The organism is Phenylobacterium sp. (assembly GCF_031360265.1).
In the GTDB taxonomy this organism is placed as follows: domain Bacteria; phylum Pseudomonadota; class Alphaproteobacteria; order Caulobacterales; family Caulobacteraceae; genus Phenylobacterium.
On sequence record NZ_JANMBF010000073.1, the window covers coordinates 1 to 24044 of the forward strand.

Annotated in this window: 24 protein-coding genes and 1 pseudogene; 15 read left to right on the forward strand and 10 right to left on the reverse strand. The window is 68.4% G+C overall.

What is annotated here, in order from left to right:
- A pseudogene (locus RMN86_RS06075) lies at positions 1-328 on the forward strand (transposase); the annotation flags it as partial.
- Positions 329-371: 43 nt separating this feature from the next.
- Here RMN86_RS06075 and RMN86_RS06080 read toward each other — a convergent pair.
- From RMN86_RS06080 to RMN86_RS06090, 3 genes are all read right to left on the reverse strand, one after another.
- The gene (locus RMN86_RS06080; protein ID WP_309604939.1) at positions 372-1427 is read right to left on the reverse strand and encodes an Ldh family oxidoreductase; all 1056 of its coding nucleotides are present in this window, start codon (positions 1425-1427) and stop codon (positions 372-374) included.
- A 55-nt stretch (positions 1428-1482) separates the two neighbouring features.
- Positions 1483-2847, reverse strand: a complete 1365-nt coding sequence (locus tag RMN86_RS06085) for a 2-hydroxycarboxylate transporter family protein (protein ID WP_309604940.1) — start codon at positions 2845-2847, stop codon at positions 1483-1485.
- 64 nt (positions 2848-2911) lie between these two features.
- Complete coding sequence (locus RMN86_RS06090; protein WP_309604941.1) at positions 2912-3961, reverse strand: hypothetical protein; 1050 nt, start codon at positions 3959-3961, stop codon at positions 2912-2914.
- 216 nt (positions 3962-4177) lie between these two features.
- Here RMN86_RS06090 and RMN86_RS06095 point away from each other — a divergent pair, with 216 nt between their 5' ends.
- A complete protein-coding gene (locus RMN86_RS06095) occupies positions 4178-4843 on the forward strand; it encodes a response regulator transcription factor (protein WP_309604942.1) in 666 nt (221 codons plus the stop codon).
- 2 nt (positions 4844-4845) lie between these two features.
- On the forward strand, positions 4846-6252 hold the full coding sequence (locus tag RMN86_RS06100; RefSeq protein ID WP_309604943.1) for a HAMP domain-containing sensor histidine kinase: 1407 nt from the start codon (positions 4846-4848) through the stop codon (positions 6250-6252).
- Positions 6253-6527: 275 nt separating this feature from the next.
- On the opposite strand, the gene RMN86_RS06105 is transcribed toward RMN86_RS06100, so the two are convergent.
- From RMN86_RS06105 to RMN86_RS06120, 4 genes are read right to left on the reverse strand one after another with little or no spacing between them, the layout of a single operon-like run.
- Positions 6528-6851, reverse strand: coding sequence for a metalloregulator ArsR/SmtB family transcription factor (locus tag RMN86_RS06105; RefSeq protein ID WP_309604944.1), 324 nt, complete (start codon positions 6849-6851; stop codon positions 6528-6530).
- Positions 6852-6881: 30 nt separating this feature from the next.
- On the reverse strand, positions 6882-10091 hold the full coding sequence (locus RMN86_RS06110; protein WP_309604945.1) for an efflux RND transporter permease subunit: 3210 nt from the start codon (positions 10089-10091) through the stop codon (positions 6882-6884).
- The gene (locus RMN86_RS06115; protein ID WP_309604946.1) at positions 10088-11119 is read right to left on the reverse strand and encodes an efflux RND transporter periplasmic adaptor subunit; all 1032 of its coding nucleotides are present in this window, start codon (positions 11117-11119) and stop codon (positions 10088-10090) included. Before RMN86_RS06115 ends, RMN86_RS06110 begins: the two co-directional genes overlap by 4 nt.
- 34 nt (positions 11120-11153) lie before the next feature.
- The gene (locus tag RMN86_RS06120) at positions 11154-11486 is read right to left on the reverse strand and encodes a rhodanese-like domain-containing protein (protein WP_309604947.1); all 333 of its coding nucleotides are present in this window, start codon (positions 11484-11486) and stop codon (positions 11154-11156) included.
- Positions 11487-11722: 236 nt separating this feature from the next.
- Here RMN86_RS06120 and RMN86_RS06125 point away from each other — a divergent pair, with 236 nt between their 5' ends.
- The 8 genes from RMN86_RS06125 to dusA all read left to right on the forward strand — a co-directional run bounded on the left by RMN86_RS06125 (position 11723) and on the right by dusA (position 18115).
- Complete coding sequence (locus tag RMN86_RS06125; protein ID WP_309604948.1) at positions 11723-13003, forward strand: FAD-dependent oxidoreductase; 1281 nt, start codon at positions 11723-11725, stop codon at positions 13001-13003.
- 10 nt (positions 13004-13013) lie between these two features.
- Positions 13014-13475, forward strand: a complete 462-nt coding sequence (locus RMN86_RS06130) for a thioredoxin domain-containing protein (protein WP_309604949.1) — start codon at positions 13014-13016, stop codon at positions 13473-13475.
- Between the two features lie 2 nt (positions 13476-13477).
- A complete protein-coding gene (locus RMN86_RS06135; RefSeq protein ID WP_309604950.1) occupies positions 13478-13681 on the forward strand; it encodes a DUF2892 domain-containing protein in 204 nt (67 codons plus the stop codon).
- Entirely contained in the window at positions 13678-14946 is a 1269-nt protein-coding gene (locus RMN86_RS06140; protein ID WP_309604951.1) for a TolC family outer membrane protein, read from the forward strand. Before RMN86_RS06135 ends, RMN86_RS06140 begins: the two co-directional genes overlap by 4 nt.
- 670 nt (positions 14947-15616) lie before the next feature.
- A complete protein-coding gene (locus RMN86_RS06150) occupies positions 15617-15766 on the forward strand; it encodes a hypothetical protein (protein WP_309604952.1) in 150 nt (49 codons plus the stop codon).
- Between the two features lie 68 nt (positions 15767-15834).
- Positions 15835-16437, forward strand: coding sequence for a Spy/CpxP family protein refolding chaperone (locus RMN86_RS06155; protein WP_309604953.1), 603 nt, complete (start codon positions 15835-15837; stop codon positions 16435-16437).
- Positions 16412-16765 carry a DsrE family protein gene (locus RMN86_RS06160; RefSeq protein WP_309604954.1) on the forward strand — a complete coding sequence of 118 codons (354 nt, stop codon included), beginning with the start codon at positions 16412-16414 and terminating at the stop codon, positions 16763-16765. The genes RMN86_RS06155 and RMN86_RS06160 overlap by 26 nt, the downstream gene beginning before the upstream one ends.
- A gap of 321 nt (positions 16766-17086) precedes the next feature.
- A complete protein-coding gene (gene dusA, locus RMN86_RS06165; protein ID WP_309604955.1) occupies positions 17087-18115 on the forward strand; it encodes a tRNA dihydrouridine(20/20a) synthase DusA in 1029 nt (342 codons plus the stop codon).
- Here dusA and RMN86_RS06170 read toward each other — a convergent pair.
- Both RMN86_RS06170 and RMN86_RS06175 read right to left on the reverse strand, forming a co-directional pair.
- The gene (locus RMN86_RS06170; RefSeq protein WP_309604956.1) at positions 18059-18589 is read right to left on the reverse strand and encodes a TIGR02281 family clan AA aspartic protease; all 531 of its coding nucleotides are present in this window, start codon (positions 18587-18589) and stop codon (positions 18059-18061) included. The genes dusA and RMN86_RS06170 overlap by 57 nt on opposite strands.
- 202 nt (positions 18590-18791) lie before the next feature.
- On the reverse strand, positions 18792-19025 hold the full coding sequence (locus tag RMN86_RS06175) for a DUF1289 domain-containing protein (RefSeq protein WP_309604957.1): 234 nt from the start codon (positions 19023-19025) through the stop codon (positions 18792-18794).
- Between the two features lie 213 nt (positions 19026-19238).
- Here RMN86_RS06175 and RMN86_RS06180 point away from each other — a divergent pair, with 213 nt between their 5' ends.
- The gene (locus tag RMN86_RS06180; RefSeq protein WP_309604958.1) at positions 19239-20723 is read left to right on the forward strand and encodes a phospholipase D-like domain-containing protein; all 1485 of its coding nucleotides are present in this window, start codon (positions 19239-19241) and stop codon (positions 20721-20723) included.
- A 100-nt stretch (positions 20724-20823) separates the two neighbouring features.
- Here the strand turns inward: RMN86_RS06180 and RMN86_RS06185 are convergent, their stop codons facing one another.
- Positions 20824-21555 (reverse strand): endonuclease/exonuclease/phosphatase family protein, encoded by a 732-nt coding sequence (locus RMN86_RS06185; RefSeq protein WP_309604959.1) that lies wholly within the window; start codon positions 21553-21555, stop codon positions 20824-20826.
- A gap of 203 nt (positions 21556-21758) precedes the next feature.
- On the opposite strand from RMN86_RS06185, the gene RMN86_RS06190 reads away from it, so the two are divergent.
- The 3 genes from RMN86_RS06190 to RMN86_RS06200 all read left to right on the forward strand — a co-directional run.
- On the forward strand, positions 21759-22961 hold the full coding sequence (locus RMN86_RS06190) for an acyl-CoA dehydrogenase family protein (RefSeq protein WP_309604960.1): 1203 nt from the start codon (positions 21759-21761) through the stop codon (positions 22959-22961).
- An 80-nt stretch (positions 22962-23041) separates the two neighbouring features.
- Positions 23042-23434, forward strand: coding sequence for a DUF559 domain-containing protein (locus tag RMN86_RS06195; RefSeq protein WP_309604961.1), 393 nt, complete (start codon positions 23042-23044; stop codon positions 23432-23434).
- A 9-nt stretch (positions 23435-23443) separates the two neighbouring features.
- Positions 23444-24044: acyl-CoA dehydrogenase family protein (locus RMN86_RS06200; protein WP_309604962.1), on the forward strand; the 601-nt coding region annotated here is incomplete at its 3' end.

The window sequence follows — 24044 nt, forward strand, 5'->3', positions numbered from 1 at the left end:
GCTGCGCTATGTGGCGCTGAACCCGGTGCGGGCGCGGCTTGTGGCGCGGGCGCAGGACTGGCGCTGGTCGAGCACGGCCGCGCACATCGCCGGCCGCAGCGACGGGGTGGTCACGGTCGAGCCGGCGCTTGAGCGGGTGGGCGACTTCGCGGCGTTCCTGGACCAGGATTTCGACGAGGCGGCGGCCTATGGCCCGCTGCGCAAGGCCGAGCTGATCGGCCGGCCGGTGGGGACGCCGGCCTGGATCGCGGCGATGGAGGCGCGGACGGGGATGACCCTTGCGCCCGGCAAGCGCGGGCCCAAGCCGAAGCCGGACAGTGTGATTTAGGGGTTGTTGCAACTGTCACCGTAATTAGTAATATACCCACGGCTCACCCCGCCCGCAGGGCGGCGATCCCCAGGTCGCGGGCGAGATCGTCCAGCTCGCCGACCGTCTGGTCGGGCAGGGCGAGGCCTTCCGCAAGGTGGCGCGCGGCGCGCCGGGCCTCAAGCTCGCCGGGGTAGAGCACCTCGTCGAAGCCCTTGGACAGCTTCGCCGATTTCAGGCCGGCGATGAGGGCCTCGATGCGGCTGTTGAACAGGGGCAGGGGCTCAAAGGCCTCGATGTTGAGCGCGATCAGCAGGTGCCCCGCGCCGCTGCGCCTTTCAGCCTGAAAGGGTCCGGCGACCGCGTCCCCGAAGGCGCTGCCGGTGAGGACACCGCTGAGCACGTCCATGATCACCGCGATGCCATAGCCCTTGTGGTCGCCCATGGGCAGGATGTTGCCGGCCAGGGCCGCCATCGGATCGTCCGTCGGCTCGCCGTCCTCGTCGATCGCCCAGCCGCGCGGAATCCGCTCCCGCCGCCGCGCGGCCAGATGGATCTTGCCGCGCGCCACGCCGGTGTTGGCGATGTCCAGCACCATGGGCGGATGGCGGCCGGCCGGGCTCGCCCAGGACCAGGGATTGGCGCCGACCATTTTCTCCCGTCCGCCCCAGGGCGCCATCGCCGGACTGGCGTTGGTCGACAGAAACATGATGCACCCCTGAGGCGGCGCCATCAGCGTGAAGTACATGGCGGTCCCGAAGTGGTTGGAGTTGCGCACCGCCACCGCGCCAATGCCGTGGGCCCGGGCCCGGCGAATGGCGTCGCGCGCCGCCGCCGCCGCCACCACCTGGCCCATGCCGTCACCCCCGTCGATCACCCCGACCGCGCCGGCGTCCACGAGGGTCTGGAGTCTGGCGACGGGGTTGACCACGCCCGACTTCAGGCGCGCGACATACCCGGGCAGGCGCATGACGCCGTGCGACTGGTGCCCCCACAGGTCGGCCTGCACCAGCGTGTCGGCGGTGAGGCGGGCGTCGTCCGGCGCCATCCCGGCGGCTTCGCAGACGGCCGATGAGAACGCCAGCAGCCGCTCGGCGGGGATCGGGAGCGCCGCGGTCATGGGGTCCTCCTCACCTCAACGCAGGCAGGCCAGCATAGACCGGCGCCCGCGCCGTTCAGCCTCCAAAATGAGCGTAGGCGATGAGGGCGATGGTGACGGTGATCGCCCCGCCGATCCGCGTCGCGATCTGCGCGAAGGGCATCAGCTGCATGCGGTTCGCCGCGGTCAGGATCGCCACGTCGCCGGTTCCGCCCTGGCCGGAGTGCGTGGCGTTCACGATGGCCGCCTCGATCGGATAGATGCGCACGAACCGGGCGACCAGGAAGCCCGTCCCCATCAGGGTCACGACGGTCGCGACGATGGTCACCAGGGTGGGAAGATTGAACGCCGAGATGAGCTTTGCCCAGGGCGTCTTGGCGACGCCGATGGCGAACAGCAGCGGATAGGTGACGCAGGCCGAGAAGAAGCGATAGGTCGCATAGGCGCCCCGCTCAAGCGCCGGTGACGCGACCCGGGCGAGCTTCATGGCCACCGCCAGGCCCAGCATCACCACCGGTCCCGGCCATTGCCAGAGCTTCTGGGCCACGGCGCCCAGGAGGTAGAGGGTCACGATCATCAGCAGCGCCGCGCCGATCGTCTGGGGGTCGCTGTTGGCGTGCGCCTCCGCCTGCGCCTCCGCCTCCAGCGGAACGTCCTGCTCGCCGGGCTGCAGGCGCCCTTCGCCGGTCAGGCTGGGGAACCGCTTGCCGACGAAGTTCAGGGCTCCGGCCAGGACGATGGCTGTCAGGCTGCCCAGCATGACGATGGGCAGGACCTCCGCGAACAGGCCGCCCTGCGGCTGGTGGGAAAACTGCGCATAGCCCACCGACAGCGGGACGGCGCCCTCGCCGACCCCGCCGGCCATGATCGGCACAACGATCTTGAACAGCGTATGTTTGAACCCCAGGCCGAGCGCGACGCCGACGCTGCAGCCGACCCCAAAGGCCGCCACCGACCCGAGGATGAGCGGAATGAAGATCTTCGCGAAGCCGGCGATCAGCATCCGCCGGTCCATGCCCAGAATCGAGCCGACGATGATCGCGGCGATGAACAGGTAGAGGAAGTTGGAGCTGTCGGTGAAGGTGGTGATCGACTTCACAAGGGGTTTCGGCAAGGCGTGGACATAGACCAGGAACGACGGCGCGAAGGTCGCCAGGATCGCGGCAAGACCCAGGTGGCGCAGCAGCGGCGTCCGCCGGCCCACCTCGGCGCAGAGAAAGCCGCCCGCGGCGAGCACCGCGATGCTCATCAAGATGTCGGCGGGCACCTCGCCGGCGCGCACGAACACGGCCGCCACCCCGGCGATGACCACAAGCACGGGCAGCGGCACGATGCCGATGCGGAAGTCCATGAGGCTCCACCACAGCCGCAGGCCGGCGGGGGGCGCGTCGGGCGCCGCCTGGGCCAGGGGTGGCGCGTCCGCCGGGGGTGCCTGGGACATCTCTTAGCGTTTCCTTCCGCGGCAGACCCGCCGGCGGCGCCGGCGGTCTTGATGGGCGCGCCGGCTATTGCGGCGCGTAGGTCAGCAGGGTGAAGGTGTCGTCGAAGAAGCGGTTCGGATAGAAGGCTCCCGCGCGCCGGTTCACCGGCCGGGACGGATCGACCATGCCTTCCGCCGTCATCGTGAACACCCGGCCGGTCACCGGATCCAGGGCCAGGGTGCGGGCGATCGGCCGGGTGGTGATGGCCATCGCCAGGCGATAGACGTCGGCCGATAGCTGGTCGAAGATCACGATGTTGGCGTCGACTCCGTTGGCGGTGAAGACCCGCTTCGTCCGCGCGTCAAACACCACGCCGTCGTTGCCGCGACCGATCTCGGGGGTGGCGACAACCTTGCCCGTGACCGCGTCCACCACGGCGAGCACCGGGTGATCTCCCTTGCACCCGACAAACAGTCGCCGCGCGGCGGGATCCATGGCCAGGCCGGTCGGCATTTCGCAGCCAGGCAGGGACCATTCCGCCAGCAGGCGATGGGTCCGCAGGTCGACATGGGCCAGTTTGTTGAGGTCGCGCTCATTGACAAAGAGGGTGCCGTCGCCGGCGATCACCAGGCCTTCGAGCTCTTCCGCGGGCATCGGCAGCCGCGCCGAGATTCGGCCGCTGACGCCATCGACGAACACCAGTTCCTTGCTGTCGCCGAGGGTAAAGACCACCTGGCGGGTCGCCGGATCGAAGAACGCGGCGTCGGCCGCCACGCCCAGCTTGACCCGCTCGACCGCCTTCAGGGTCTTGAGGTCGAAGATCGTGGTGCTGCCGTCGCCGTTGGCGGTGAAGCCCCGCCCGAGTTCCGGCGCCAGCGCCGCGACGTTGGCGCCTTCGGAATTCTCGACCTTGCCCACCACCTGGCCCGACGCGCTGTCAACGACGGTGACGCCATCCTTGCGCCGCCCGAGGAACAGGTAGCCGCGGTCCGCGTCGTAGGTGAGGTAGTCCCACCCCGGCGCCGCGCCCTTCAGGGTGACGGACGATTGCAGCCGGTAGGCGGCCGCCGCCTGACCCGTCGCCGGCGCGCAGAGTGCGACCGCCAGAACGACGCCGAGCCACGTGTGGCGCATGGTGGACCTCCCCAGGTGATCTTCTTTTGATCGAAGGCCCCCAGGCCCGCCGTCGACGGGGCGGGACTTCCGACGGCCCACAGCTAGGCGTCGAACCTGAATGTTCCCTATCGTCATTCTGAATGCTTGTTCAGGTAGTCGCGGCGCTGTTGTAGGAGGTCCGGGAGGCGTGGATACTTGCCTTCGGTCCGTTCGGGATCCGGCGGTGTCGCGCGCATGAAAGTTCTTATCGTCGAAGACGAAGCGCGCCTGGGAATCTTCCTGCGCCAGGCGCTGTCGGAACACGCCCACACAGCCAACTGGGTGCAGACCTGCGCCGAGGCGGCCAACGCGCTGGTCGAGACCAAGTACGACCTGGTGGTGCTCGACCTCAATCTGCCCGACGGCGACGGCCTCGACCTGGTGCGCGAGTGGCGCGCCAGCGGGTTCACCGAGCCGGTGCTGATCCTGTCGGCGCGCGACAGCCTCGAAGACCGCATCAAGGGACTCGACGTCGGCGCGGACGACTACCTCCCCAAGCCGTTCAGCGTCGAGGAACTGCTGGCCAAGATGCGGGCCCTGCTGCGGCGCCAATCGGTCGTCAAACAGAGCCTGCTGGAGCGCAACGGCATCCGGCTCGACCTTCTGGGCCATACGGTCCACGTCAACGACGGGGCCATCGACCTGACCGGGCGCGAGTACGCCCTGCTCGAAATCTTCATGCAGAATGGCGGGCGGGTCCTCACCCGCACCCTGATCTCCGAGAAGATCTGGTCCTCGCACTATGACGTCGATACGAACCTGCTCGACGTCTACATGAGCCGGCTGCGCGCCAAGATGGAAGGAGCCCTGGGCCGTCCGGTCTTCAAGACCGTGCGCGGCATCGGCTACCAGATGCTATGACGATGATGAGGTCGATCGGGGTCCGGCTGACGTTCTGGTACGCCCTGGCGTCGACCGTCACCCTGGCGATCCTCTTCCTGGTCGGCTACCAGTTGCTGGAGAGCCGGCTGACGCACGGCCTGGACCAGCTCAACGAGGCGGAATTCCGCCAGCTCAAGGCCCACCTCGGCCCTGACTACAAGACGCTGAATTCGAAGATCATGGACGATCGGCTGCGCGACGTGAGCGAGTCCGGCTCAGTGCTGTTCTACATATCCATCGAAATCCCCAATAGCGATGTGAGGTTCAACTCACGGAACCTGAAGGGCCGCCACATCCCCGACGTGAAGGGCAAGCGGGCCTACAGCGCCACCATGCCCGGCGCTGGCGAGGTCCGCGCCGACGAGTTCCTGCTGCCCCCGTTCGATGTCGCCATCGCCACCTCCTCGCGATCCATCCGCGACGGCATGCGGGAATATACCGATGTCTGCTTGGCGCTTCTGGCCGCCATGCTGGTGGTCAGCCTGGCCATCGGTCTTGGCCTGTCGCGCCTGATCCTGCGGCCCGTCCGGCTGATCCGCGAGACCGCCAACCGCATCGGTTCCGACAACCTCTCCGAGCGCATTCCGGTGTCCGACGTCTCCGACGAGATTTCCGACCTCGCGCGGCTGTTGAACCAGACCTTCGACCGGCTGGAGTCGGCTTTCGACCAGGTCCGCCGCTTCTCCGACGAGGCCTCGCACGAGCTGAAGACCCCCCTGTCGCTCATTCGCCTGCACGCGGAGAAGATGCTGCGGGACGGAGACCTGTCGCCGGTGCAGATCGAGGCGGTGGTGGTGCAGATCGAGGAACTGGCGCGGCTCAACCAGATCATCGATGAACTCCTGTTCCTGTCGCGCGCCGAGGCCAAGGCGATCGGACTGAAACTCGCCTATGACGACCCCGGGAAATTCCTCGACGTTTTCGCCCAGGACGCCGTGGCGCTGGCTGAGCACTCGGGCCGCCGGTTCACCTACAGCCATGCGGGCTGTGATGAGGTGGCGTTCGAGGAGAAGTGGATTCGCCAGGTGCTGCTGAATGTGGTGACCAACGCCATCAACGCCTCGCCGCGCGCCGGCAGGATCGTCATGACCTCGACCCTTGGCGCGGGCTTGTGGCGGGTCAGCATCGAGGACGAGGGGCCCGGCCTGACCGGCGACCAGCGCGAGCGCATCTTCGAGAGATTCGTGCGGTTCGGCGCGCCGTCCAGCAGCGATCGCGGCTCAGGGCTGGGGCTCACCATCTCGCGCAGCATCATCCAGTTGCACGGGGGCCGGATCTTCGCCGAAGCAGGAACCGAGGGTTGCGGCCTGCGGGTGACGTTCGAAATCCCCGCACGGACCCGGCCGGGCAGGCGCCGCGCCCCCCTGCGCCAGAGCCGGGCCGCCTGAAGCGGGGCCGCCATGGACCGACGGCGGACGGTGACCCGGAGTCAGTCGGAACGCCCCCATGACCCCGCCGTCGATCCGCCCGCGCCGATTGCCCACGAACGTTCGTGTTCTCCTTCGCTTTCGTTCCCCCAATCTCTGTTGATCCACCCCGCTGTAGCCCGCCAAGCCGCGGCATAGCGGCCGTGAACGGCGCGCTTCGCGAGCGGCGCCGCTACCGCCCGGCAACATCACCACCCGGGACACGACCCCATCCAAGGTTCGCGCCGATATTGCGGCTATTTGGCCCGGTAGATGTCCCGCAGCGTCGCCAGGATCCGCACGACGGCGGGATCGTCCAAGCGGTAGTAGATGGTTTGGCCTTCGCGTCGCGTCGCCACCAAGCCTTCGGCTCGCATTTTGGCCAGGTGTTGCGAGGTCGTTGATGGGGCGAGCCTCGCGTGTTCGGCCAGGATTCCCACCGACGTCTCGCCTTCGATGAGACGGCAAAGCAGCAAGAGGCGCTGTTCGCTTGCCAAGAGTTTGAGGAGACGCGCGGCCGGTTGCGCGCAGTCCTCAAGCTCCGATACGTCGCTGGAGATCTCGCGGCCGGCAACCTTCATGTGCTTATTGTAGAATGTACGCACGCAGCATCAAGCGTCGCGAATTGCCGGGCGGCCATCGTCGCGCAGCACGATGTAGATCGCGGGGATGACCAACACGGTCAGGAGTGTCGACGACGCCAAGCCGAACAGCAGCGAGATCGCCAGGCCCTGGAAGATCGGGTCCGAGAGGATCACGGCGGCGCCGATCATGGCCGCCGCGGCCGTGAGCACGATCGGCTTGAAGCGGATCGCGCCGGCCTCCAGCAGGACCTCGCGCAAAGGCCGCCCCTCGGTCTGGCTGTGGCGGATGAAGTCCACCAGCAGGATCGAGTTTCGCACGATGATGCCGGCGAGCGCGATGAAGCCGATCATCGACGTGGCGGTGAATGGCGCCCGGAACAGGATGTGGCCGATGACGATCCCGACCAAGGTCAGCGGGATCGGGGTCAGGATCACTAGCGGAAGGCGGAAGCTTTTGAACTGGGCGACGACCAGGACATAGATGCCCAGGATGGCGACACCGAAGGCGGCGCCCATGTCGCGGAAGGTTACCCAGGTGATCTCCCACTCGCCGTCCCACAGCACGGTCGGACGGCTCTCGTCGTCCGGTTGGCCATGCATGCGGATTTCGGGCTTGGGGACAGTCTTCCAGTCGCCCTGGCGGATGGCCTTGTCGACGGCCATCATGCCGTAGATGGGGGCCTCATAGGCCCCGGCGAGCTCGCCCATGATCATGTCCACGTCGCGGCCGTCGCGGCGGAAGATGTGGGTGGAGCCGGGTTCGCTGGAGGCCGTGGCGACCTCGCCCAGCGATACCAGCCGACCGCCACCCGCGCCTTGCGACACAGCTACCGGCACGGCGGCCAACCCTTCGCCCCAGCTGCGCGCCGATTGCGGCAGGCGCACCGAGATCTCCAGAGGGTCGCGACCTTCGCCGCGATGAGCGTAGCCGACCACCTGCCCTCCCAGGGCGGCGGCGACCGAATCATAGACGTCGCGGTCGCTGACCTTCAGGGCTTCGAGCCGGTCGCGGTCGGGGACCAGCCGCAGGCCTGGGCGCGGCTGACCGTAGCTGTCGTCGATGTCGACGATGTAGGGCACCGAATGGAAGGTCGCCTTCACCCGCTCAGCGACGGCGCGTCGAGTCTGGGCGTCGGGCCCATAGACCTCGGCCAGGAGGGTCGCCATCACCGGCGGTCCGGGCGGCGCCTCGACCACCTTGATCGCTGCGCCGGTCGGCAGGGCGACCTTGGCGAGCTTCTGGCGCAGATCGAGCGCGATGGCGTGGCTGGCGCGATGTCGCTCGCCCTTCTCGGCCAGGGCCACTGACAGATCGCCCATCTCCGGCTTGTTGCGCAGATAGTAGTGGCGGACGAGGCCATTGAAGTTGAACGGCGAGGCCGTGCCGGCATAGGCGTCGACGGCGACAACCTCCGGCAAGGTCTTGGTGATCGCGGCGGCGTCGGCTAGCGCGCGCTGCGTCGCCTCCAAGGAGGTCCCCTCGGGCATGTCCAACACCACCTGCAGTTCCGACTTATTGTCGAAGGGCAGGAGCTTCACCGTCACAGTCTTGGTTGCGAACATGGCGCAGGCGACCAGGGTGGCGAGGCCGACCCCGATCAGAAAGGTCCAAGCACTCCGGCGGGTGGCGATCACCCGGCCGGCGACCGTGCGATAGAGCGCGCCAAGCTTGCCTTCGCCATGGTGACCATGACCGACGGCCAGCGTCTTGCGGGCGAAACGCACCATCAGCCAGGGCGCGATGACCACGGCGACGAAAAAGGAGAACACCATGGCCGCTGAGGCGTTGACCGGGATCGGCGCCATGTAGGGACCCATCAGACCGGAGACGAACAGCATCGGCAGCAGGGCGGTGACCACGGTCAGGGTGGCGACCACGGTCGGATTGCCGACCTCGGCCACGGCGTCGATCGCCGCATCGACCCGGCTTCGGTCGTCGGCCATCGCCCAATGCCGGGCGATGTTTTCGATCATGACGATGGCGTCGTCGACGAGGATGCCAATCGAGAAGATCAGGGCGAACAGGCTGACCCGGTTAATCGTGTAGCCAAGAAGATTCGAGGCGAAGAGTGTCAAGAGGATCGTGGTCGGGATGACCACGGCGGTGACAGCCGCCTCACGCCAGCCGATCGCGAAGCCGATCAGCACGACGATGGAGAGCGTCGCCAGCCCGAGGTGGAACAAGAGCTCGTTGGCTTTGTCGTTGGCGGTCGCGCCATAGTCGCGGGTCACGGCAACGCTAAGACTGTCCGGGAGGAGCGTGCCCTTCAGCGCCTCGACCCGGGCCAGGACGGCCTGGGAAACGACGACGGCGTTGGCGCCCTTGCGCTTGGCGATGGCCAGGCTGACCGCCGGCGCCTCGCTCCAGCCCTGCCCCACCCGGGCGTAGCGCCAGGCGCGCGCCTGATCCTCGCGCGGCGCCTCGAGGACCTGGGCGACGTCGCGGACGTAGACGGTCTCGCCCTTGGTGGAGGGCAGGGCGAGAAGGCCGATCTGGGTGGCGTTGGCGAGGGTGCGTCCGGCCGTGACATCGACGGCCTGGCCGCCGTTACGAACCTGTCCAGCCGGGAACGCCCGGTTGGCCTGACGGATGGTGTCCATCAGGGCGCCCAGCGACACCCCGTGCTGCGCCAGCCGCGCCGGATCGGGCTCGACGCGGATCTCCTGCGGCCGGCCGCCGACGATGAAGGTCAGGCCGACATTGTCGACCTTGGCGACTTCGGTCCGTAGCTTGCCGGCCAGCTCGAAGAGCGCCTGGTCCGTCCATTGGCCGGCGGCGCCGGGCTTGGGCGACAGGGTCAGGACCAGGCTTGGGACGTCATTGATGCCGCGGGTCTGGATCAGCGGCTCTGGAATACCTGCCGGGATGCGATCGTAGTTGGCGCGGATCTTCTCGTGGATGCGTACGGCCGCGGTGTCAGGATCGGTCCCGACATTGAATCGGGCGGTGACCATGACCTGGTTGTCGTCGGCGAAGGTGTAGACGTGCTCGACGCCAGCCAAGCTCTTGACGATCGTTTCCAGCGGCTTGCCGACCAGCTCGACCGCGTCCGCCGCCCGCAGGCCCGGCGCAGCCACCATGATGTCGACCATGGGCACGCTGATCTGCGGCTCTTCCTCGCGCGGGATCGACACCAGCGCCAGCAGCCCGACGGCGATGGCGGCCAGCAGGAAGAGCGGCGTCAGCGGCGAGCGGATGGTCGCGCGGGTCAGCCGTCCGGAGAGGCCGAGGTTCACTTGGCCGCCCTGGCCGGGGTCAGTACGTCGCCGGTCCTCAGGCCGGAAAGGACTTCGACGGCGGCTGCCGAAGGCCCGGCGGTGGTCTGGACCGGCGTCTCCGACACTGTACCGTCGGCGCGGACGAGACGGGCGTAGTCGACCCCGAACCGGGTCGCGATATAGGTCCGCGGCACGATCAGCGCCAAGCGTTCGCCCACCTTGATTCGCGCACGAACGCGCTGGCCGATCAGGTCCTGCGGCAGGCCCGCTGCGCTTACGTCGGCGGTCACCTGCCCGCCGGTGACCGAAGGATAGACCTGGGTGATGGTCCCTTGGGTGGCGACGCCGCGCAGGTCCTCCGCCGCCAGCTGGACGAGGTCGCCGACCCTGAGCGCGCGAGCCTGTCCCTCGGGCAGTTCGATGCGAACGACGATCGGGCCGGCGGTGATCCTGGCGATCGACTGCCCCGGCATGACCACCGAGCCGACCGGAACATCGGCCACGAGCACTCGCCCGGCGGCGGGCGCGAGGATCGCGCCCTGCGCACCCAGTTCGGCGCTGGCGCCGCGCTGCGCGCGAGCCGCCGCGAGGGCGGCGCCGGCGGACTTGGCCTGCGCCTCGACCTGGTCGAGCCGGGCCTGGGCGTAGACGCCGTGTGAGAAGAGATCGCGGGTTCGGGCCAGATCGGCCTGGGCGCGGGTGGCTTCGGCCGCGGCGGCGGTGACCTGGGCGTCGAAGGCGCCGGTCTGCAGGGCGAGCCGGTCATCCTTCACCCGGGCGACCAATTGGCCCCGGCCGACGATGTCGCCCGCCTTGACCGCCAGGGTCACGAGCACGCCAGAGATGCGCGCTCGGGCGTCAGCCATGTCACGCGTGCTCAGGGTCGCCGGGACGGGCTTCATGTCGGCGACGACCTGCGCGCGCACGATCAGCCGTCCGATGGCCGGCGCCATCGCGGGGCCCGGCGCAGCCTGTTTGGCCTCACCGCAGGCGCCCAGGAGCAGAACGCCGCCCAGCGCGCCGATCAGATATGGCCATGATGCCATGGTTCGCCCTTCCTGTTGGTCCCGAGGCAACTGGCTAAACGCCGCGATCCGTCGGCAGGCCGGCGGCTTTCCAGGCGGCAATTCCGCCAGCCAGCTGCGCATCGGGGCCCGGCTCGGCCGCGCCGCAGCGGTCAACGGCTGAGGCGGAGCGCTTGCCGCCAGCACAATGGAACACGACGCGCTTGCCGCCGGCCTCGGGGAGCGCATCGGAACTGAAGGTCGAAAGCGGGACGTTTACCGCGCCTGGAATTCGCTCAAGGGCGAATTCGTCCGGTTCGCGCACGTCGATCAGCAGGATCTCGGAGGCAGCGAGGCCGGCCCTCAGTTCGTGGGCGGTGAGGTCCTGGGTCTTGCGGGCGCCGGACATCGACGGGCTCCTGGAGAGAGGTGTGGCCTGAGCCCGCGCGTGACGAGCAAGCCGAGATCAGGGGAGATTTAACAAGTTTATAGTTGCGTATATGCGTAGATATACATATTTAGTCAACCAGCATCGACCATCACCCTAGGGACCGCTGCCGCGCCCCGCCGTGATCGAGGTCAAAGCGGATGGGGCGGATTGGGCAGAAGCTCCGCGCACGATGAAGCCGTCGGAGGAGACTGAGCGTGGCCAAGACCAAGATCGTCATACTGGGCGCCGGACTGGGCGGCGCGATCGCCGCCTTCGAGGTCAAGCTCGCCGTCGGGGATCGCGCTGCGGTCAGCGTCGTGTCGCTGGGCGACACCTTCCATTTTGTGCCGTCCAACCCATGGGTCGCGGTCCATTGGCGCAAGCGCGGCGCAATCGAGGTCGATCTGCCGCCGGTCTTCAAGAAGCGGGGAATCGGATTTTCCGGCGTCGGCGCCAAGCGTGTCTCGCCGGCAGAGAACCGGGTCGAGCTGAATGACGGTCAGGTTGTCGACTACGACTACCTGATTATCGCCACCGGGCCGGAGCTGGCCTTTGATGAAATTCCCGGCCTGGGTCCGCACGGCGGCTTCACCCAATCGGTCTGCCATGTCGACCACGCCGAGATGGCCGCCGAGGCGTTCGACCGTTTTGTCGAAACCCCGGGCCCCATCGTGGTCGGGGCCGTGCAGGGGGCGTCCTGTTTTGGGCCCGCCTACGAATTCGCCATGCTCCTGGACACCGACTTGAAGCGCCGGAAGATCCGCGACCGCGTGCCGATGACCTTCGTCACCTCCGAGCCCTACATCGGCCACCTCGGCCTCGACGGCGTGGGCGATACCAAGGGCCTTCTCGAGAGCGAAATGCGCAATCGGCACATCAAGTGGGTGACCAACGCCAAGGTGGCCTCGGTCGAGGCCGGCATGATGCATATCGAGGAGATCGCCGACGACGGTTCAGTGAAGGCCGCCCACGACCTGGCGTTCGCCTATTCGATGATGCTGCCGGCCTTCCGGGGGGTCGGCGCCGTTCTCGGGATCGAAGGCCTGACCAATCCGCGCGGCTTCATCGTCGTGGACAAGCACCAGCGCAATCCGACCTTCCCCAACGTCTTCGCGCTGGGCGTCTGCGTGGCCATCGCGCCGACGGGAAAGACGCCGGTGCCGGTGGGCGTGCCCAAGACCGGCTTCATGATCGAAAGCATGGTCACCGCCATAGCCAAGAACCTGGGCCAGATCATCGAGGGCCAACCGACCACCAACGAGGCGACCTGGAATGCCTTCTGCCTGGCTGACTTCGGGGATGGCGGCGTGGCCTTCGTCGCCCAGCCGCAGATCCCGCCGCGCAACGTCAACTGGTCGGCCGAGGGCAAGTGGGTCCACCTCGCCAAGGTCGCCTTCGAGAAATACTTCCTGGGTAAGATCAGGCGCGGCGAGAGCGAACCCTTTTACGAAAAGCTCGCCCTGGATGTGATGGGCCTGCGAAAGCTCAAGGGCTGAGGGGCGTCCGATGCGCCAGTTCATCTGCCCCGCCTGTGGCGCCGCCAATCGCACGCCCGATGACAAGGATCCGCTGGCGGCCAAATGCGGTCGCTGCGGCGAGCCGCTGTTCTCCGCCCACCCTGTGGAGGTGAACGCCAAGGCCCTGGGCGCCCATCGCGCTTCCACCAAGGGCGCGGCGGTGCTGGTGGACGTCTGGGCCCCATGGTGCGGACCCTGCCGCGCCATGGCCCCTCAGTTCGCCGCCGCTGCCGCCAGGCTGCAGCCTGATGTCCGGCTGCTGAAGCTGAATTCGGAGGCCGAGCCGCAGGCCGCCGGCGAGCTCGGCGTCTCCGGTATCCCCGCCCTGCTGCTCTTCAGGGACGGCCGGGCCATCGCCCGCACCGCCGGCGCGATGAGCGCCGACCAGATCGTCGCCTGGACGCGCCAGGCCCTGGCTCCGGCGCAAGCCCGGGCCCAATCGGGAGGTTGATCATGACGGTCGACCGTGTGGTTTTCATCTTCGCCGGCTTCGTGATCCTGCTGAGCGTGGCGCTGGCGCACTATGTGAACGTCTGGTGGATCGGGCTGGCGGTGCTCGCAGGCCTCAACATGATCCAGTCCGCCTTCACCGGCTTCTGCCCCGCGGCGATGGTCTTCAAGAAGCTGGGGTTCAAGCCGGGCCCCGCCTTCCGTTGACCCCGCGCCGCGCGATACTGGCGCTGAGCCTATCGCTCGCCCTTGCTACGGCGCGGGGGGCGCAAGCCCTCTCGCTGCCGGAAGCGATCGCATTGGCGCAGCACGGCAATCCGGGGCTTGCGCAAGCAAAGGCGCAGGCCGACGCAGCCGAGGCGAGGTTGGCGCAGGCGCGGGCCGGGCGCCTGCCGACGCTCGCGCTCACGGGGCAGTCGGGCTCGGGGACCACCGCTCTGGGCGGTTTCTTCGGGTTCGGGAAGAGCCACGTCTCCCCGCGCGCCGTGGTGTTGGAGCTGCGCCAGCCGCTGTTCACCGGCGGCGCGGTCACCGCCGCCATCGACCGCGCCCGGGAGGGCCGCGACGCGGCCCTGGCCCAGGCCGGAGGCGCCAAGTCGCGGCTCGCGGCGCTGGCGGCCGAAACCTATGTCGCCGTCCTGAGCGCCAAGGGCATCCTGACGCTCAACGAGGCCCAGGTGCGACAGATGGAAGAGATCGCGCGCCAGGCGGAATTGCGCTTCAAGGCCGGCGAGGTGGCCCGGACCGAGCTTGCCCAGGCCCAGGCGCGCCTGGCGGAAGCCCGCGCGGGCTTGACCCGCGCCACCGGCGACAGTGCGCGCAGCCGCGCGCATTTCATGTCCGTCGTCGGCTCTGAGCCGCAGGCGCTGGAGCCGCTGCCCGCGCCGCCGCCGACGCCGGCGTCCTTGGAAGAGGCCGTTGCCGTCGCCCTTCGGTCCAGCCCCGCGCTCCTGTCCGCCGAGGCCGCGGCGCGCGCCGCCGCCGCCGGCGTGCGCTTCGCCCAGGCTGAACGGCTGCCCAGCCTGGCCCTGACCGCGACCGCCAGCACCTCGCGCGACCAATTCTTCCCCGGCTATCGCGCCGACGACGTCACGGTGGGCGTCCAAGGTCGCTGGACCCTCTTTGCCGGCGGCGCGATCAACGGTCGCGTCGATGAGGCCCGGGCCGGCGCCCGCGGAGCGCAGTCAGGACTGGACGCGGCGCGCGCCGAGGTGCGCGAGGCGGTGATCGGCGCCTGGGAAGATGTCGAAACCTCCCGCGCCCTCGTTGTCGTCGCCGCCGATCAGGCAACCGCGGCCGCGACCGCGCTCGACAGCGTGCGCCACGAAGTGCGTGTCGGCCAGAAGCCGACCCTCGACCTGCTCGATGCCGAGCGCGAGGCTCTGGCGGCTCAGAGCGGCGTGATCGCCACCCGTGGGGCCGCGGTCGTCGCCGCCTACCGCTTGAACGCCCTTCTTCACATAGACCGATAGCGGATTCCCGGGATTTTTAGGCGGCGCCGTCGCGATCCGCGGAGCTTGCAATGCGCTACTGTCCCCGGATCGCCGTGCCCTCGGGAAGGCCTGTTACCCGTTCAGCGCCGAGACCGTCGGAAGATGGGTGAAACGCTTCGAGCCGGAAGGCCCGGCGGGATTTTCCGACCGCTCCTCGCGGTTTCGCAAGCACGATCAGCCGACGCCGCAGGGCAACGAACTGGGTTTAATTTGTCAGGCACACCCATAAATTCTGACATCCGGGCCGGCCTGAAAGGCCGCGCCGGGACCCAGAACGGCCTGTGTGGGGACTCTGGGTCCCGGCGCTTCAGCCTGCGTGCGCAGGCTTACGGCCGGGATGACAGAGAATATTTGTAGTCTGTTAATCTGAGTTCGGTGCCCTGGCCGACGCCGTCCGAGGCGGTGGCGCAGATCCTCGCGCTGCGCCGGCAGCGGTGGTCCGCTACGTGCGCGAGCGCCGCGGCGAGTGTTCCACCTCGACATCAAGAAGCTCGGCCGCTTCGACGCCCCCCGGCCACCGCGTCACCGTCTCTAGGGTGATGACCGAAAACGCACCCTGCTACCTGGCGCACAGCCTTCGGCGACCGCAACCCCTTCGCCGTGTCACAGGCGGGCCTGGTGAACAACCTCGACGACGGGATGAGCTGGGTTGTTCCCGCTGTTCTTCGCCGGCTTCGGGCTGACCGTCGGGCGGCGCGCCGACACTGAGAGCGCCCTGCTCACGGTGGATCTCGGCGAAGCCTGCGGCGTCGCAAAAGTCCCCTCGCCGATGAGCGGCGTGCCGGCCCTGCACGATTGATTTGGATCATGGCGGCGTCGGACGGTCGGCCCAGTCTGCGGGTGACGAATCACCCGAAGGATCGAGCCATGCGTATTGCCCTAGCGTCTCTGCTCCTCGCCACCGCGATGGGCCTCGGGTCCGCCGCCTACGCCGCCGATCCGCCCAAGTCCGCGCAGGCGGATGCGATGGCCGGTCATGCCAAGATGGATCACGGCATGATGGATCACGGCATGATGGAGCCCGGCATGATGGGCCATGACGCGATGGGAATGGGGGCAATGATGTGCGTGGGCCTCTCCGACGCGCGCCTCGCCGCGGCCAAGGCTGATCTCAAGATCACCGATGCGCAGTCGTCGCAGTGGAACACCTTCGTGGAGGCGGAAAAATCCAGCGCCGAGGCCATGCGGCGCGACATGAACATGATGCATGGGTCTGGCCACCCCCCTGCGCCAGGGGCCGGCATGATGACCATGACCGGGCCTCTGCCGGAGCGGCTGGAACGGCACGAGACTATGATGACCGCGCACCTGGAGGCCCTGCGCAAGGTCAGGACGGCCGTCTCCCCGCTCTATGACGCCCTGACAGCGGACCAGAAGGCCAAGGCCGACCAGGTCCTGTGCGGCGACATGGGCCACCACCGGCCAGGGCTGGCAAAGGGCCACCATGCGCCTCCTCGCCATTCTCAATGACGCGCCCTATGGCGGCGAGCGGACCTACAACGGCCTGAGCCTGACGCTGGCTTTGCTGAAGGCCGACGCGCGGGCGGAGGTCACTGTCTTCCTGATGGGCGACGCGATCCTCGCCGCCAAGGCTGGGCAGAAAACGCCGCAGGGCTACTACAACCTCGAGCACATGCTGGTCCGCGTCGTGCTGGCCAAGGGTCGTGTCCTGGCCTGCGGAAGCTGCATGGCCGCGCGCGCGCTGGCCGATGGCGAACTGGTCGCCGGCGCCCAGCGCAGCACTATGGACGCCCTCGCCGAAGCCACGGCCGCCGCCGACCGCGTGCTGATCTTCTAGCCTCGTGCAAAGGGAGCCGAGCGCGCCGTCGGTCCGGAGTTCCGGATCCGGCGGGCGGTTCGCGTTGCGGCGGCTCATTTTCATGGCGCTCGGCCTCGGCGCCCCATCGCTTGGCGTTGGCGTACTCTCGGCGTCGGCGTAGCAGACGAAGGTCTCGCTCAACGTCCGTCCCCTGCGGGGAACCTGGACGCGCCATGCTCCGGAGATATGTTTGCGGATCGAGGTCACCTATGGGTGCACAGAATTGTCGGCACGTTGCGAGTGGGGGCGTGCGATTGCGTACGAAATTGCAGCCGCCGAGCCGAGAGCGCACTGATCTAAATGGTAACGACTACAATAAATCAGATACATAGACTGTCCGTGGCCCCGATGATGGACTGGACGGACCGGCACTGTCGGGTTCTGCATCGGGCGCTGACGTCGCGGGCGATGCTCTACACCGAGATGCTGACCACCGGCGCGATCCTGCACGGTGACCGCGCGCGGCTGCTGGCGTTCGATCCGGTGGAGCATCCCGTGGCCCTGCAGCTCGGCGGATCGGACCCGGCGGACCTGGCCGCCGCGGCGCGGATCGGCGAGGCGCAAGGCTATGACGAGATCAACCTCAACGTCGGCTGTCCGTCGGACCGGGTGCAGTCCGGCCGCTTCGGCGCCTGCCTGATGCTGGAGCCGGAGCTGGTGGCCCGGGGCATGGCGGCGATGGCCGCGGCCGTGACGGTCCCGGTGACGGTCAAATGCCGGATCGGCGTCGATGACCAGGATCCGCACGAGAGCCTGTTTGCGCTGGTGGACGCCTGCGCCGCCGTCGGGGTCCGGCATTTCGTGGTCCATGCGCGCAAGGCGCACCTGAAGGGGCTGTCGCCCAAGGAGAACCGCGACGTGCCGCCGCTCGATTATCCCCTGGTCTACCGCCTGAAGCGCGAGCGGCCGGGCCTGACGATCGTGATCAACGGCGGGATCGCCTCGCTGAAGGCGGCGCAGGCGCACCTGGCGCATGTGGACGGGGTGATGCTGGGGCGCGCAGCCTATCATACGCCGGGCCTGCTGGGCGAGGTTGACGCCCGGCTGTTCGGCGAGGCCGAGACGTTGAGCGCGGCCCAGGCCGTGAGCAGATACCGGCCCTATATCGCGCGCGAGCTGGCCGCGGGGACCCACCTGGCGGCCATGACCCGGCACATGCTAGGCCTGTTTCACGGGACGCCCGGGGCGCGGACCTGGCGGCGGATCCTGACCGTCGAGAGCGTGAAGCCGGGCGCGGGCCTGGAGGTCGTCGACGCCGCCCTGGCCGCAGTGTCAGGGGCGCAGAGTCAGCGCCTGGCGGGTCGCGTGGAAGCTGGCGAGGCGGCCTAGATAGGTCATGCCCAGCAGCGAGGTGTCGAGACCCTTCTCGATCACCAGGGCGTCCACATCGTCGAGCCGGGCCCCGGCTACGGTCACTGAGGCCAGCTTGACGGCCGCGGCGCGGGTGTGGCCGCCGGCGGTGACCACGCGATAGGCATAGGTCAGCTGGCCCAGGTTGAAACCCAGCCTGCGCGCGTCGTCCGGGGTCAGAGCCACGGCGGTCGCTCCGGTGTCCACCAGGAAGCGGACCGGCGAGCCGTTGACCTCGCCCTCGGCCCAATAGTGGCCGTCGCCGGCCTTGGGGATACTGGCGCCGGCGCCCCCGCGTGACGGCGCGGGGTCGGTCATCGGCAGGCTGGCCTCGGCGCGCGCCGCGCGAAGCTGCGGTTCGCGCGGACCCAGCAGGGCCACGGCCTGGGCGCTGACCAGGGCCGAGACCCCCGCCACCGCCGCCACCATCACGAATTTCCAAGCGTTCGACACCCTGGCGGCGCCTCATCCCACGGCCCGTGAGCCTTTCGTTGGCCCCATGATAGCGGCTCGCGGGTTTGCAAGGCGTGAACGCCGCTAGACCCTGTCCCGGCTGACCCGGATCAAGTCATCCGGGAAAGAACAGGGTCGTCGCTATATCTGGAGCCCTTCTCCTCCCCTCGGGTTGAGGCAACCTGACTGGGAAGGGCTCAGTTCAGCTGAACATCGCCAGCTTTTCGGGGCGGATGCGGGCGCGGCGGTCCGGCAGCTCGGTCATGATCCGGGCCCGGTCGGTGTCGGTGAGGCGCGACCAGCCGGCGACCTCCGACAGCTGGCGATAGCAGCCCATGCACAGCCCCGTCTCGCCATCGATCACGCAGACCTGGATGCAGGGCGTCTTGATCGGCGGCGGGGGGCCGTCGGGCCGGGAAGGGGGGGTGTCATCCATCGCGCCGCAGCGTAGGTGACGCCGGCGCGCGGCGCCAGCCGCTTGGACGCCGCGGCGGCGCGAGCTCAGGTCGCCTGTGGCTTGCCGCGGCGAGCTGGGATTTTATGCTGTGGCCGTGCGCCGACCCGGGAACTCAACCTTTGCTATTCGGCTTTGGAGAGGGGTGAGCGGCCGGGCAAACAGGCCCGGAAGACTGCCAAGGACTTGGAAGCTGTGACATCGGTTCTCACACCCGGCGAAACCTGCTGGCGCACAGCGCACGCCGACCGCGCGGCCTTCCTGATCGACACCGAGGCGTATTTTTCCGCCGTGTTCGCCGCCATCACTCACGCGCGCCGGTCGATCCTGCTGCTGGGCTGGGGGTTTGACCCGCGCACCCGGCTGTTTCCGGACGGCCATGACGGACCCGACGATCCCGACGAGGTGGGGCGCATCCTGGTGGCGCTGGCCCGCGCCCGGCCCGAGCTGGACGTCCGGCTGCTGATCTGGCGGTCGGCGTTTCCGATCTCCGCCCAGCAGGAGTTCTTCCCGCACCGGGCGCGCCACTGGTTCAAGGGAACGCCCGTCCATTTCCGGCTCGACGACCAGGTGCCGTTCGGGGCCTGTCATCATCAGAAGGTTCTGGTGATCGACGACCGGCTGGCCTTCTGCGGCGGCGGCGACATCGGCGTCGACCGCTGGGACACCGCCGGCCATCGCGATCACGAGCCTCGCCGCATCATGCCCGATCAGGCCCACCATGCCCCGCGCCACGAGGTGGTGATGATGGTCAATGGCCCGGCGGCCGCCGCCCTTGGCGACCTGGCGCGCGAACGCTGGCGGTGCGCCACCGGAGAGATCCTGGCCCCACCGCCCGACGCCGGGGGCGATCCCTGGCCGGCGCACGTTCCCGCCGCCCTGACAGACGTCGAGGTCGGTATCGCCCGCACGGTACCGGCGTGGAAGCGCCAGGCCGAGGCGGACGAAATCCGCAAGCTGACGCTGGCCTCGATCGCGTCGGCCAAGGAGACGATCTATCTGGAGAACCAGTATTTCACCTCGCCGCTGATCACCGAGGCCCTGGCCGCGCGGCTGGCCGAGCCCGATGGGCCGCAGGTGGTGCTGATCTCCACCGGCCAGGCGCCCAGCTGGTTCGACCAGCTGACCATGGACCGGGCCCGCGGCGCGATGATCTGGCGGCTGCGCGCGGCCGACATCTTCGGGCGGTTCCGCGCGTTCTGGCCGGCGACCGCCGGCGGAACCACGGTGATCGTCCACTCCAAGACCAGCGTCTTCGATGACCGGCTGGCGCGCGTCGGCTCGGCCAACCTCAACAACCGCTCTGGCGGGTTCGACACCGAGTGCGAGCTGGCGGTGGAGACCGACGACGAGACGGGCCGGCTGGCCATCACCGCCTTCCGCGACCGGCTGGTCGGCCACTTCATGGGCTGCACCGGCGATGCGGTGGCCAAGGCCCGCGCCGATCACGGGGGTCTGGTCGGCGCCATCGACGCCCTCAATCGCGAGGGCCGGCTGCGGCCGATCGAGCCGCCGGTGATCACCGCCTTCGGCGAACTGGTGGCCAAGTATCACCTGGGCGACCCGCAGGACCCCAGGGACTCCTGGAACCCCGGCCGCCGCCGCGAACGGCTCTATGAGGCAGTGCGGAAACTGGACCTGCTGGCCGTGGCGCCGCCGACGGGGGAGCCGACGGCGTAGGGTGATGACGCGATCGGTTCCTGGGATCGTCATCACCCGGACAAGCCGGGTGATGACGGTCATATCAATGTAGTCAATGCTCTGATTGACCCTTTGGCCCTCACGCCAGCTCGAAGTCCATCACCAGGGGCAGGTGGTCGGAGGCGGCGCGGGTCTGGGGCGAGAAGGGGGCGAAGACGTCGGTGACCGAGATCTCCGGGCTGACGAACAGATGGTCGATGCGCAGCAGCGGGAAAGCCGCCGGAAAGGTCGAGGTCGGGGATCTCTTTGCCGACAACCGCCGCGCCGCCGCCAGCGGCGCCACAAGGGTGCGGTAGACCACCGAGGTGGCGGTGGCGTTGAAGTCGCCAAGCAGGATCCGCGGCCCCCGGCACTGGGGATGTTCCAGCCAGGCGTGGCCGGCCAGGCAGGCGGCCTGGATCTGCTGCTCGCGCGGCACCAGGCCCAGGTGGGTGTTGATCACCTGCACCGGCGCTCCGGCGATCTCCACCTCGACCCACAGCGCGCCGCGCGGCTCCAGCGCGCGGATGCGGTCGTAGCCGGGCAGGGCGGCGGCCTTGACCAGGCGTTCGGGAAAACGGGAGAGGATGGCGTCGCCGTAGCGTTCCTCCTCGACGGTGAGCGCGGCGTGGAAATGGCAGGCCATGTCCAGCCGGCGCGCGATCTCATGGGCCTGGTCCACGTGGCCGGACCGCCGGCGCCCGACGTCGAGTTCCTGCAGGGCGACGATGTCGGGCCGCAGGTCCGCCAGCACCGCGGCCACCCTTCCCACGTCCAGCCGCCGGTCCGCCCCGACGCAGCGATGGACATTGTAGGTGACGATGCGGGGCATGGGAGGGAGGGGTGCTCGGTTTCCGGGACGGGGGCAAGGCTAACGCAACGACGAAGCCCTCCAATCGGTTCACGCCAAAGGCGGCGATGGGAGCCTTCGATGACTTCCGTTTACGTAAACGTCATCTTCCCAACATCGCGCGCCTGTCATAGGGTTCCGGCAAACTGCGATACGCTGTAAACGACCGGCCCAGGGAGACGCGCATGAACCTCGACTTCACGCCTGAAGAGACCGCCTTCCGCGCCGAGGTCCGCGCGTTCATCAAGGACAACTATCCCGCCGCCCTTCGCGCCAAGCAGGATAGCGGTGAGCCCCTGACCAAGGACGACATGCTGTCGTGGCACAAGGTGCTGGCCAAGAAAGGCTGGGTGGCCCCGTCCTGGCCGACGCAGTTCGGCGGCACGGGCTGGACGCCGACGCAGAAATACATCTGGTCCGAGGAACAGGCGCTGGCCGACACCCAGGGCATCCTGCCCTTCGGCATCGCCATGCTGGCGCCCGTCGTCTATACTTTCGGCACCGAGGAGCAGAAGGCCAAGTTCCTGCCGGGCATCTACAACGGCGATGTCTGGTGGTGCCAGGGCTACTCCGAACCCGGCGCGGGCTCCGACCTCGCCAGCCTGAAGTGCAAGGCCGAGCGGATCACCGCCGACGACGGCCGCGAATACTATATCGTCAACGGCCAGAAGACCTGGACGACGCTCGCCCAGCACGCCGACTGGGGCTTCTTCCTGGTGCGCACCGACCCCGACGCCAAGCCGCAGGCCGGCATCTCGTTCCTGTTGATCGACATGAAGAGCCCGGGGATCAGCGTCCGGCCGATCATCACGCTGGAGGGCGGCCACGAGGTCAACGACGTGTTCCTCGACAATGTGAAGGTGCCGGTCGAAAATCGCATCTTCCATGAGAACCAGGGCTGGACCTGCGCCAAGGCGCTGCTGGCCCACGAGCGGTCGGGGATCGCCGGCATCGCGCGTTCCAAGCGGGGTCTGGAAAAGCTGCGCTCCATGGCCAGGACCGAGCGGTCCGACGCCGGCGGCGCGCTGCTGGGCGACGCTTTCTTCCGCCGCAAGGTGGCCGAGCTGGAGATCGACCTGACGGCGCTGGAGTTCACCGAGCTGCGCACGCTGGCCGGCGAGTCCAGCGGCAAGGGGCCGGGCCCGGAAAGCTCGATCCTGAAGATCAAGGGCACCGAGATCAAGCAGCGCCTGCAGGAACTGGTGCTGGAGGCCGCCGGCCACTATGGCGCGCCGTTCCTGCGCGACCTCGGCCACAACGCCCAGGTCGGCCCGGACTATGCCGTCGATGTGGCCGGCGACATGTTCAACGGCCGCAAGACCTCGATCTTCGGCGGCTCCAACGAGATCCAGCGCAACATCATCGCCAAGATGGTTCTGGGGCTGTGATTTCGGCAATCCTGGAGGACTCCCCTCCCTCTTGCGGGGAGGGGTCGGGGGTGGGGGTGTCAGCGCGAACGCCAGGAGCCTTGCACAAGTCTGACCGCGCGGATGCCAGCGCGAAGCGGATGAGGCGCGAGCCGACCTACGCTGAGAAACGCCTTTGGAAGGCGTTGCGCCAGACTGACCTCCACTTTCGGCGGCAGGCTCCATTCGGCTCCTACATCGTGGACTCTGTCTGCCATCAGCATCGCCTGATCGTCGAACTCGATGGCGGCATCCACAACCTGCCGCAGGTCGCCGCGCGCGATGCCGAGCGTGACCTTTGGCTGACAGGACGAGGTTACCGGGTTATGCGGTTCCTCAACGAACAAGCGGTGTCGGATACCTCGGGCGTGGTTCGGATGATCCTGGCCAGAGTCAGAGCTGACACCCCCACCCCTAACCCCTCCCCGCAAGGGGGAGGGGAACATGCAGAATAGGCCCGTCTGATGGATTTCAGCTTCACCGAAGAACAGTCGATGCTGCGCGACACGGTCGCCAGCTATCTGGCCGATCATTATTCCTTCGATCAGCGGCGCGCGGCGCTGGCCAAGGAGCCCGGCTGGAGCCCGGCGATCTGGAAGGCGTTCGCTGAGGAGCTGGGCATCCTGGGCGCGCCGTTCTCCGAGGAGCTGGGCGGCCTCGGCGGCGGGCCGGTGGAGAACATGATCGTCATGGAGGAGATGGGCAAGGCGCTGGTCGTCGAGCCCTATCTGGGCACCGTGGTGATCGCCGGCGGCTTCCTGAAGCACTCCGGCCACGCCGGCGCCGAGGCGCTGATCGGCCAGATCATCGCCGGCGAGGCGATCTTCGCGTTCGCCTATGCCGAGCCGCAGGGCCGCTACAACCTGGCCGACCTGAAGACCACGGCGAAGCAAAACGACGGCGCCGGCTATGTGCTGAACGGCCACAAGGCGGTGGTCATCGGCGCGCCCTACGCCACCCATCTGATCGTCACCGCGCGCACCTCTGGCGGTCAGCGCGACGCGACGGGCGTCAGCGTCTTCATCGTCGCGAAGGACGCGGCCGGGGTGACCACGCGGGACTATC

Coding starts and splice junctions, on each gene's coding strand:
- RMN86_RS06080 (WP_309604939.1), bottom strand. CDS start 1,427: ATGACCGCGGCGCTCCCGATCCCCGCCGAGCGGCTGCTGGCGTTCTCA.
- RMN86_RS06085 (WP_309604940.1), bottom strand. CDS start 2,847: ATGTCCCAGGCACCCCCGGCGGACGCGCCACCCCTGGCCCAGGCGGCG.
- RMN86_RS06090 (WP_309604941.1), bottom strand. CDS start 3,961: ATGCGCCACACGTGGCTCGGCGTCGTTCTGGCGGTCGCACTCTGCGCG.
- RMN86_RS06095 (WP_309604942.1), top strand. CDS start 4,178: ATGAAAGTTCTTATCGTCGAAGACGAAGCGCGCCTGGGAATCTTCCTG.
- RMN86_RS06100 (WP_309604943.1), top strand. CDS start 4,846: ATGATGAGGTCGATCGGGGTCCGGCTGACGTTCTGGTACGCCCTGGCG.
- RMN86_RS06105 (WP_309604944.1), bottom strand. CDS start 6,851: ATGAAGGTTGCCGGCCGCGAGATCTCCAGCGACGTATCGGAGCTTGAG.
- RMN86_RS06115 (WP_309604946.1), bottom strand. CDS start 11,119: ATGGCATCATGGCCATATCTGATCGGCGCGCTGGGCGGCGTTCTGCTC.
- RMN86_RS06120 (WP_309604947.1), bottom strand. CDS start 11,486: ATGTCCGGCGCCCGCAAGACCCAGGACCTCACCGCCCACGAACTGAGG.
- RMN86_RS06130 (WP_309604949.1), top strand. CDS start 13,014: ATGCGCCAGTTCATCTGCCCCGCCTGTGGCGCCGCCAATCGCACGCCC.
- RMN86_RS06135 (WP_309604950.1), top strand. CDS start 13,478: ATGACGGTCGACCGTGTGGTTTTCATCTTCGCCGGCTTCGTGATCCTG.
- RMN86_RS06155 (WP_309604953.1), top strand. CDS start 15,835: ATGCGTATTGCCCTAGCGTCTCTGCTCCTCGCCACCGCGATGGGCCTC.
- RMN86_RS06160 (WP_309604954.1), top strand. CDS start 16,412: ATGCGCCTCCTCGCCATTCTCAATGACGCGCCCTATGGCGGCGAGCGG.
- dusA (WP_309604955.1), top strand. CDS start 17,087: ATGGTAACGACTACAATAAATCAGATACATAGACTGTCCGTGGCCCCG.
- RMN86_RS06175 (WP_309604957.1), bottom strand. CDS start 19,025: ATGGATGACACCCCCCCTTCCCGGCCCGACGGCCCCCCGCCGCCGATC.
- RMN86_RS06185 (WP_309604959.1), bottom strand. CDS start 21,555: ATGCCCCGCATCGTCACCTACAATGTCCATCGCTGCGTCGGGGCGGAC.
- RMN86_RS06190 (WP_309604960.1), top strand. CDS start 21,759: ATGAACCTCGACTTCACGCCTGAAGAGACCGCCTTCCGCGCCGAGGTC.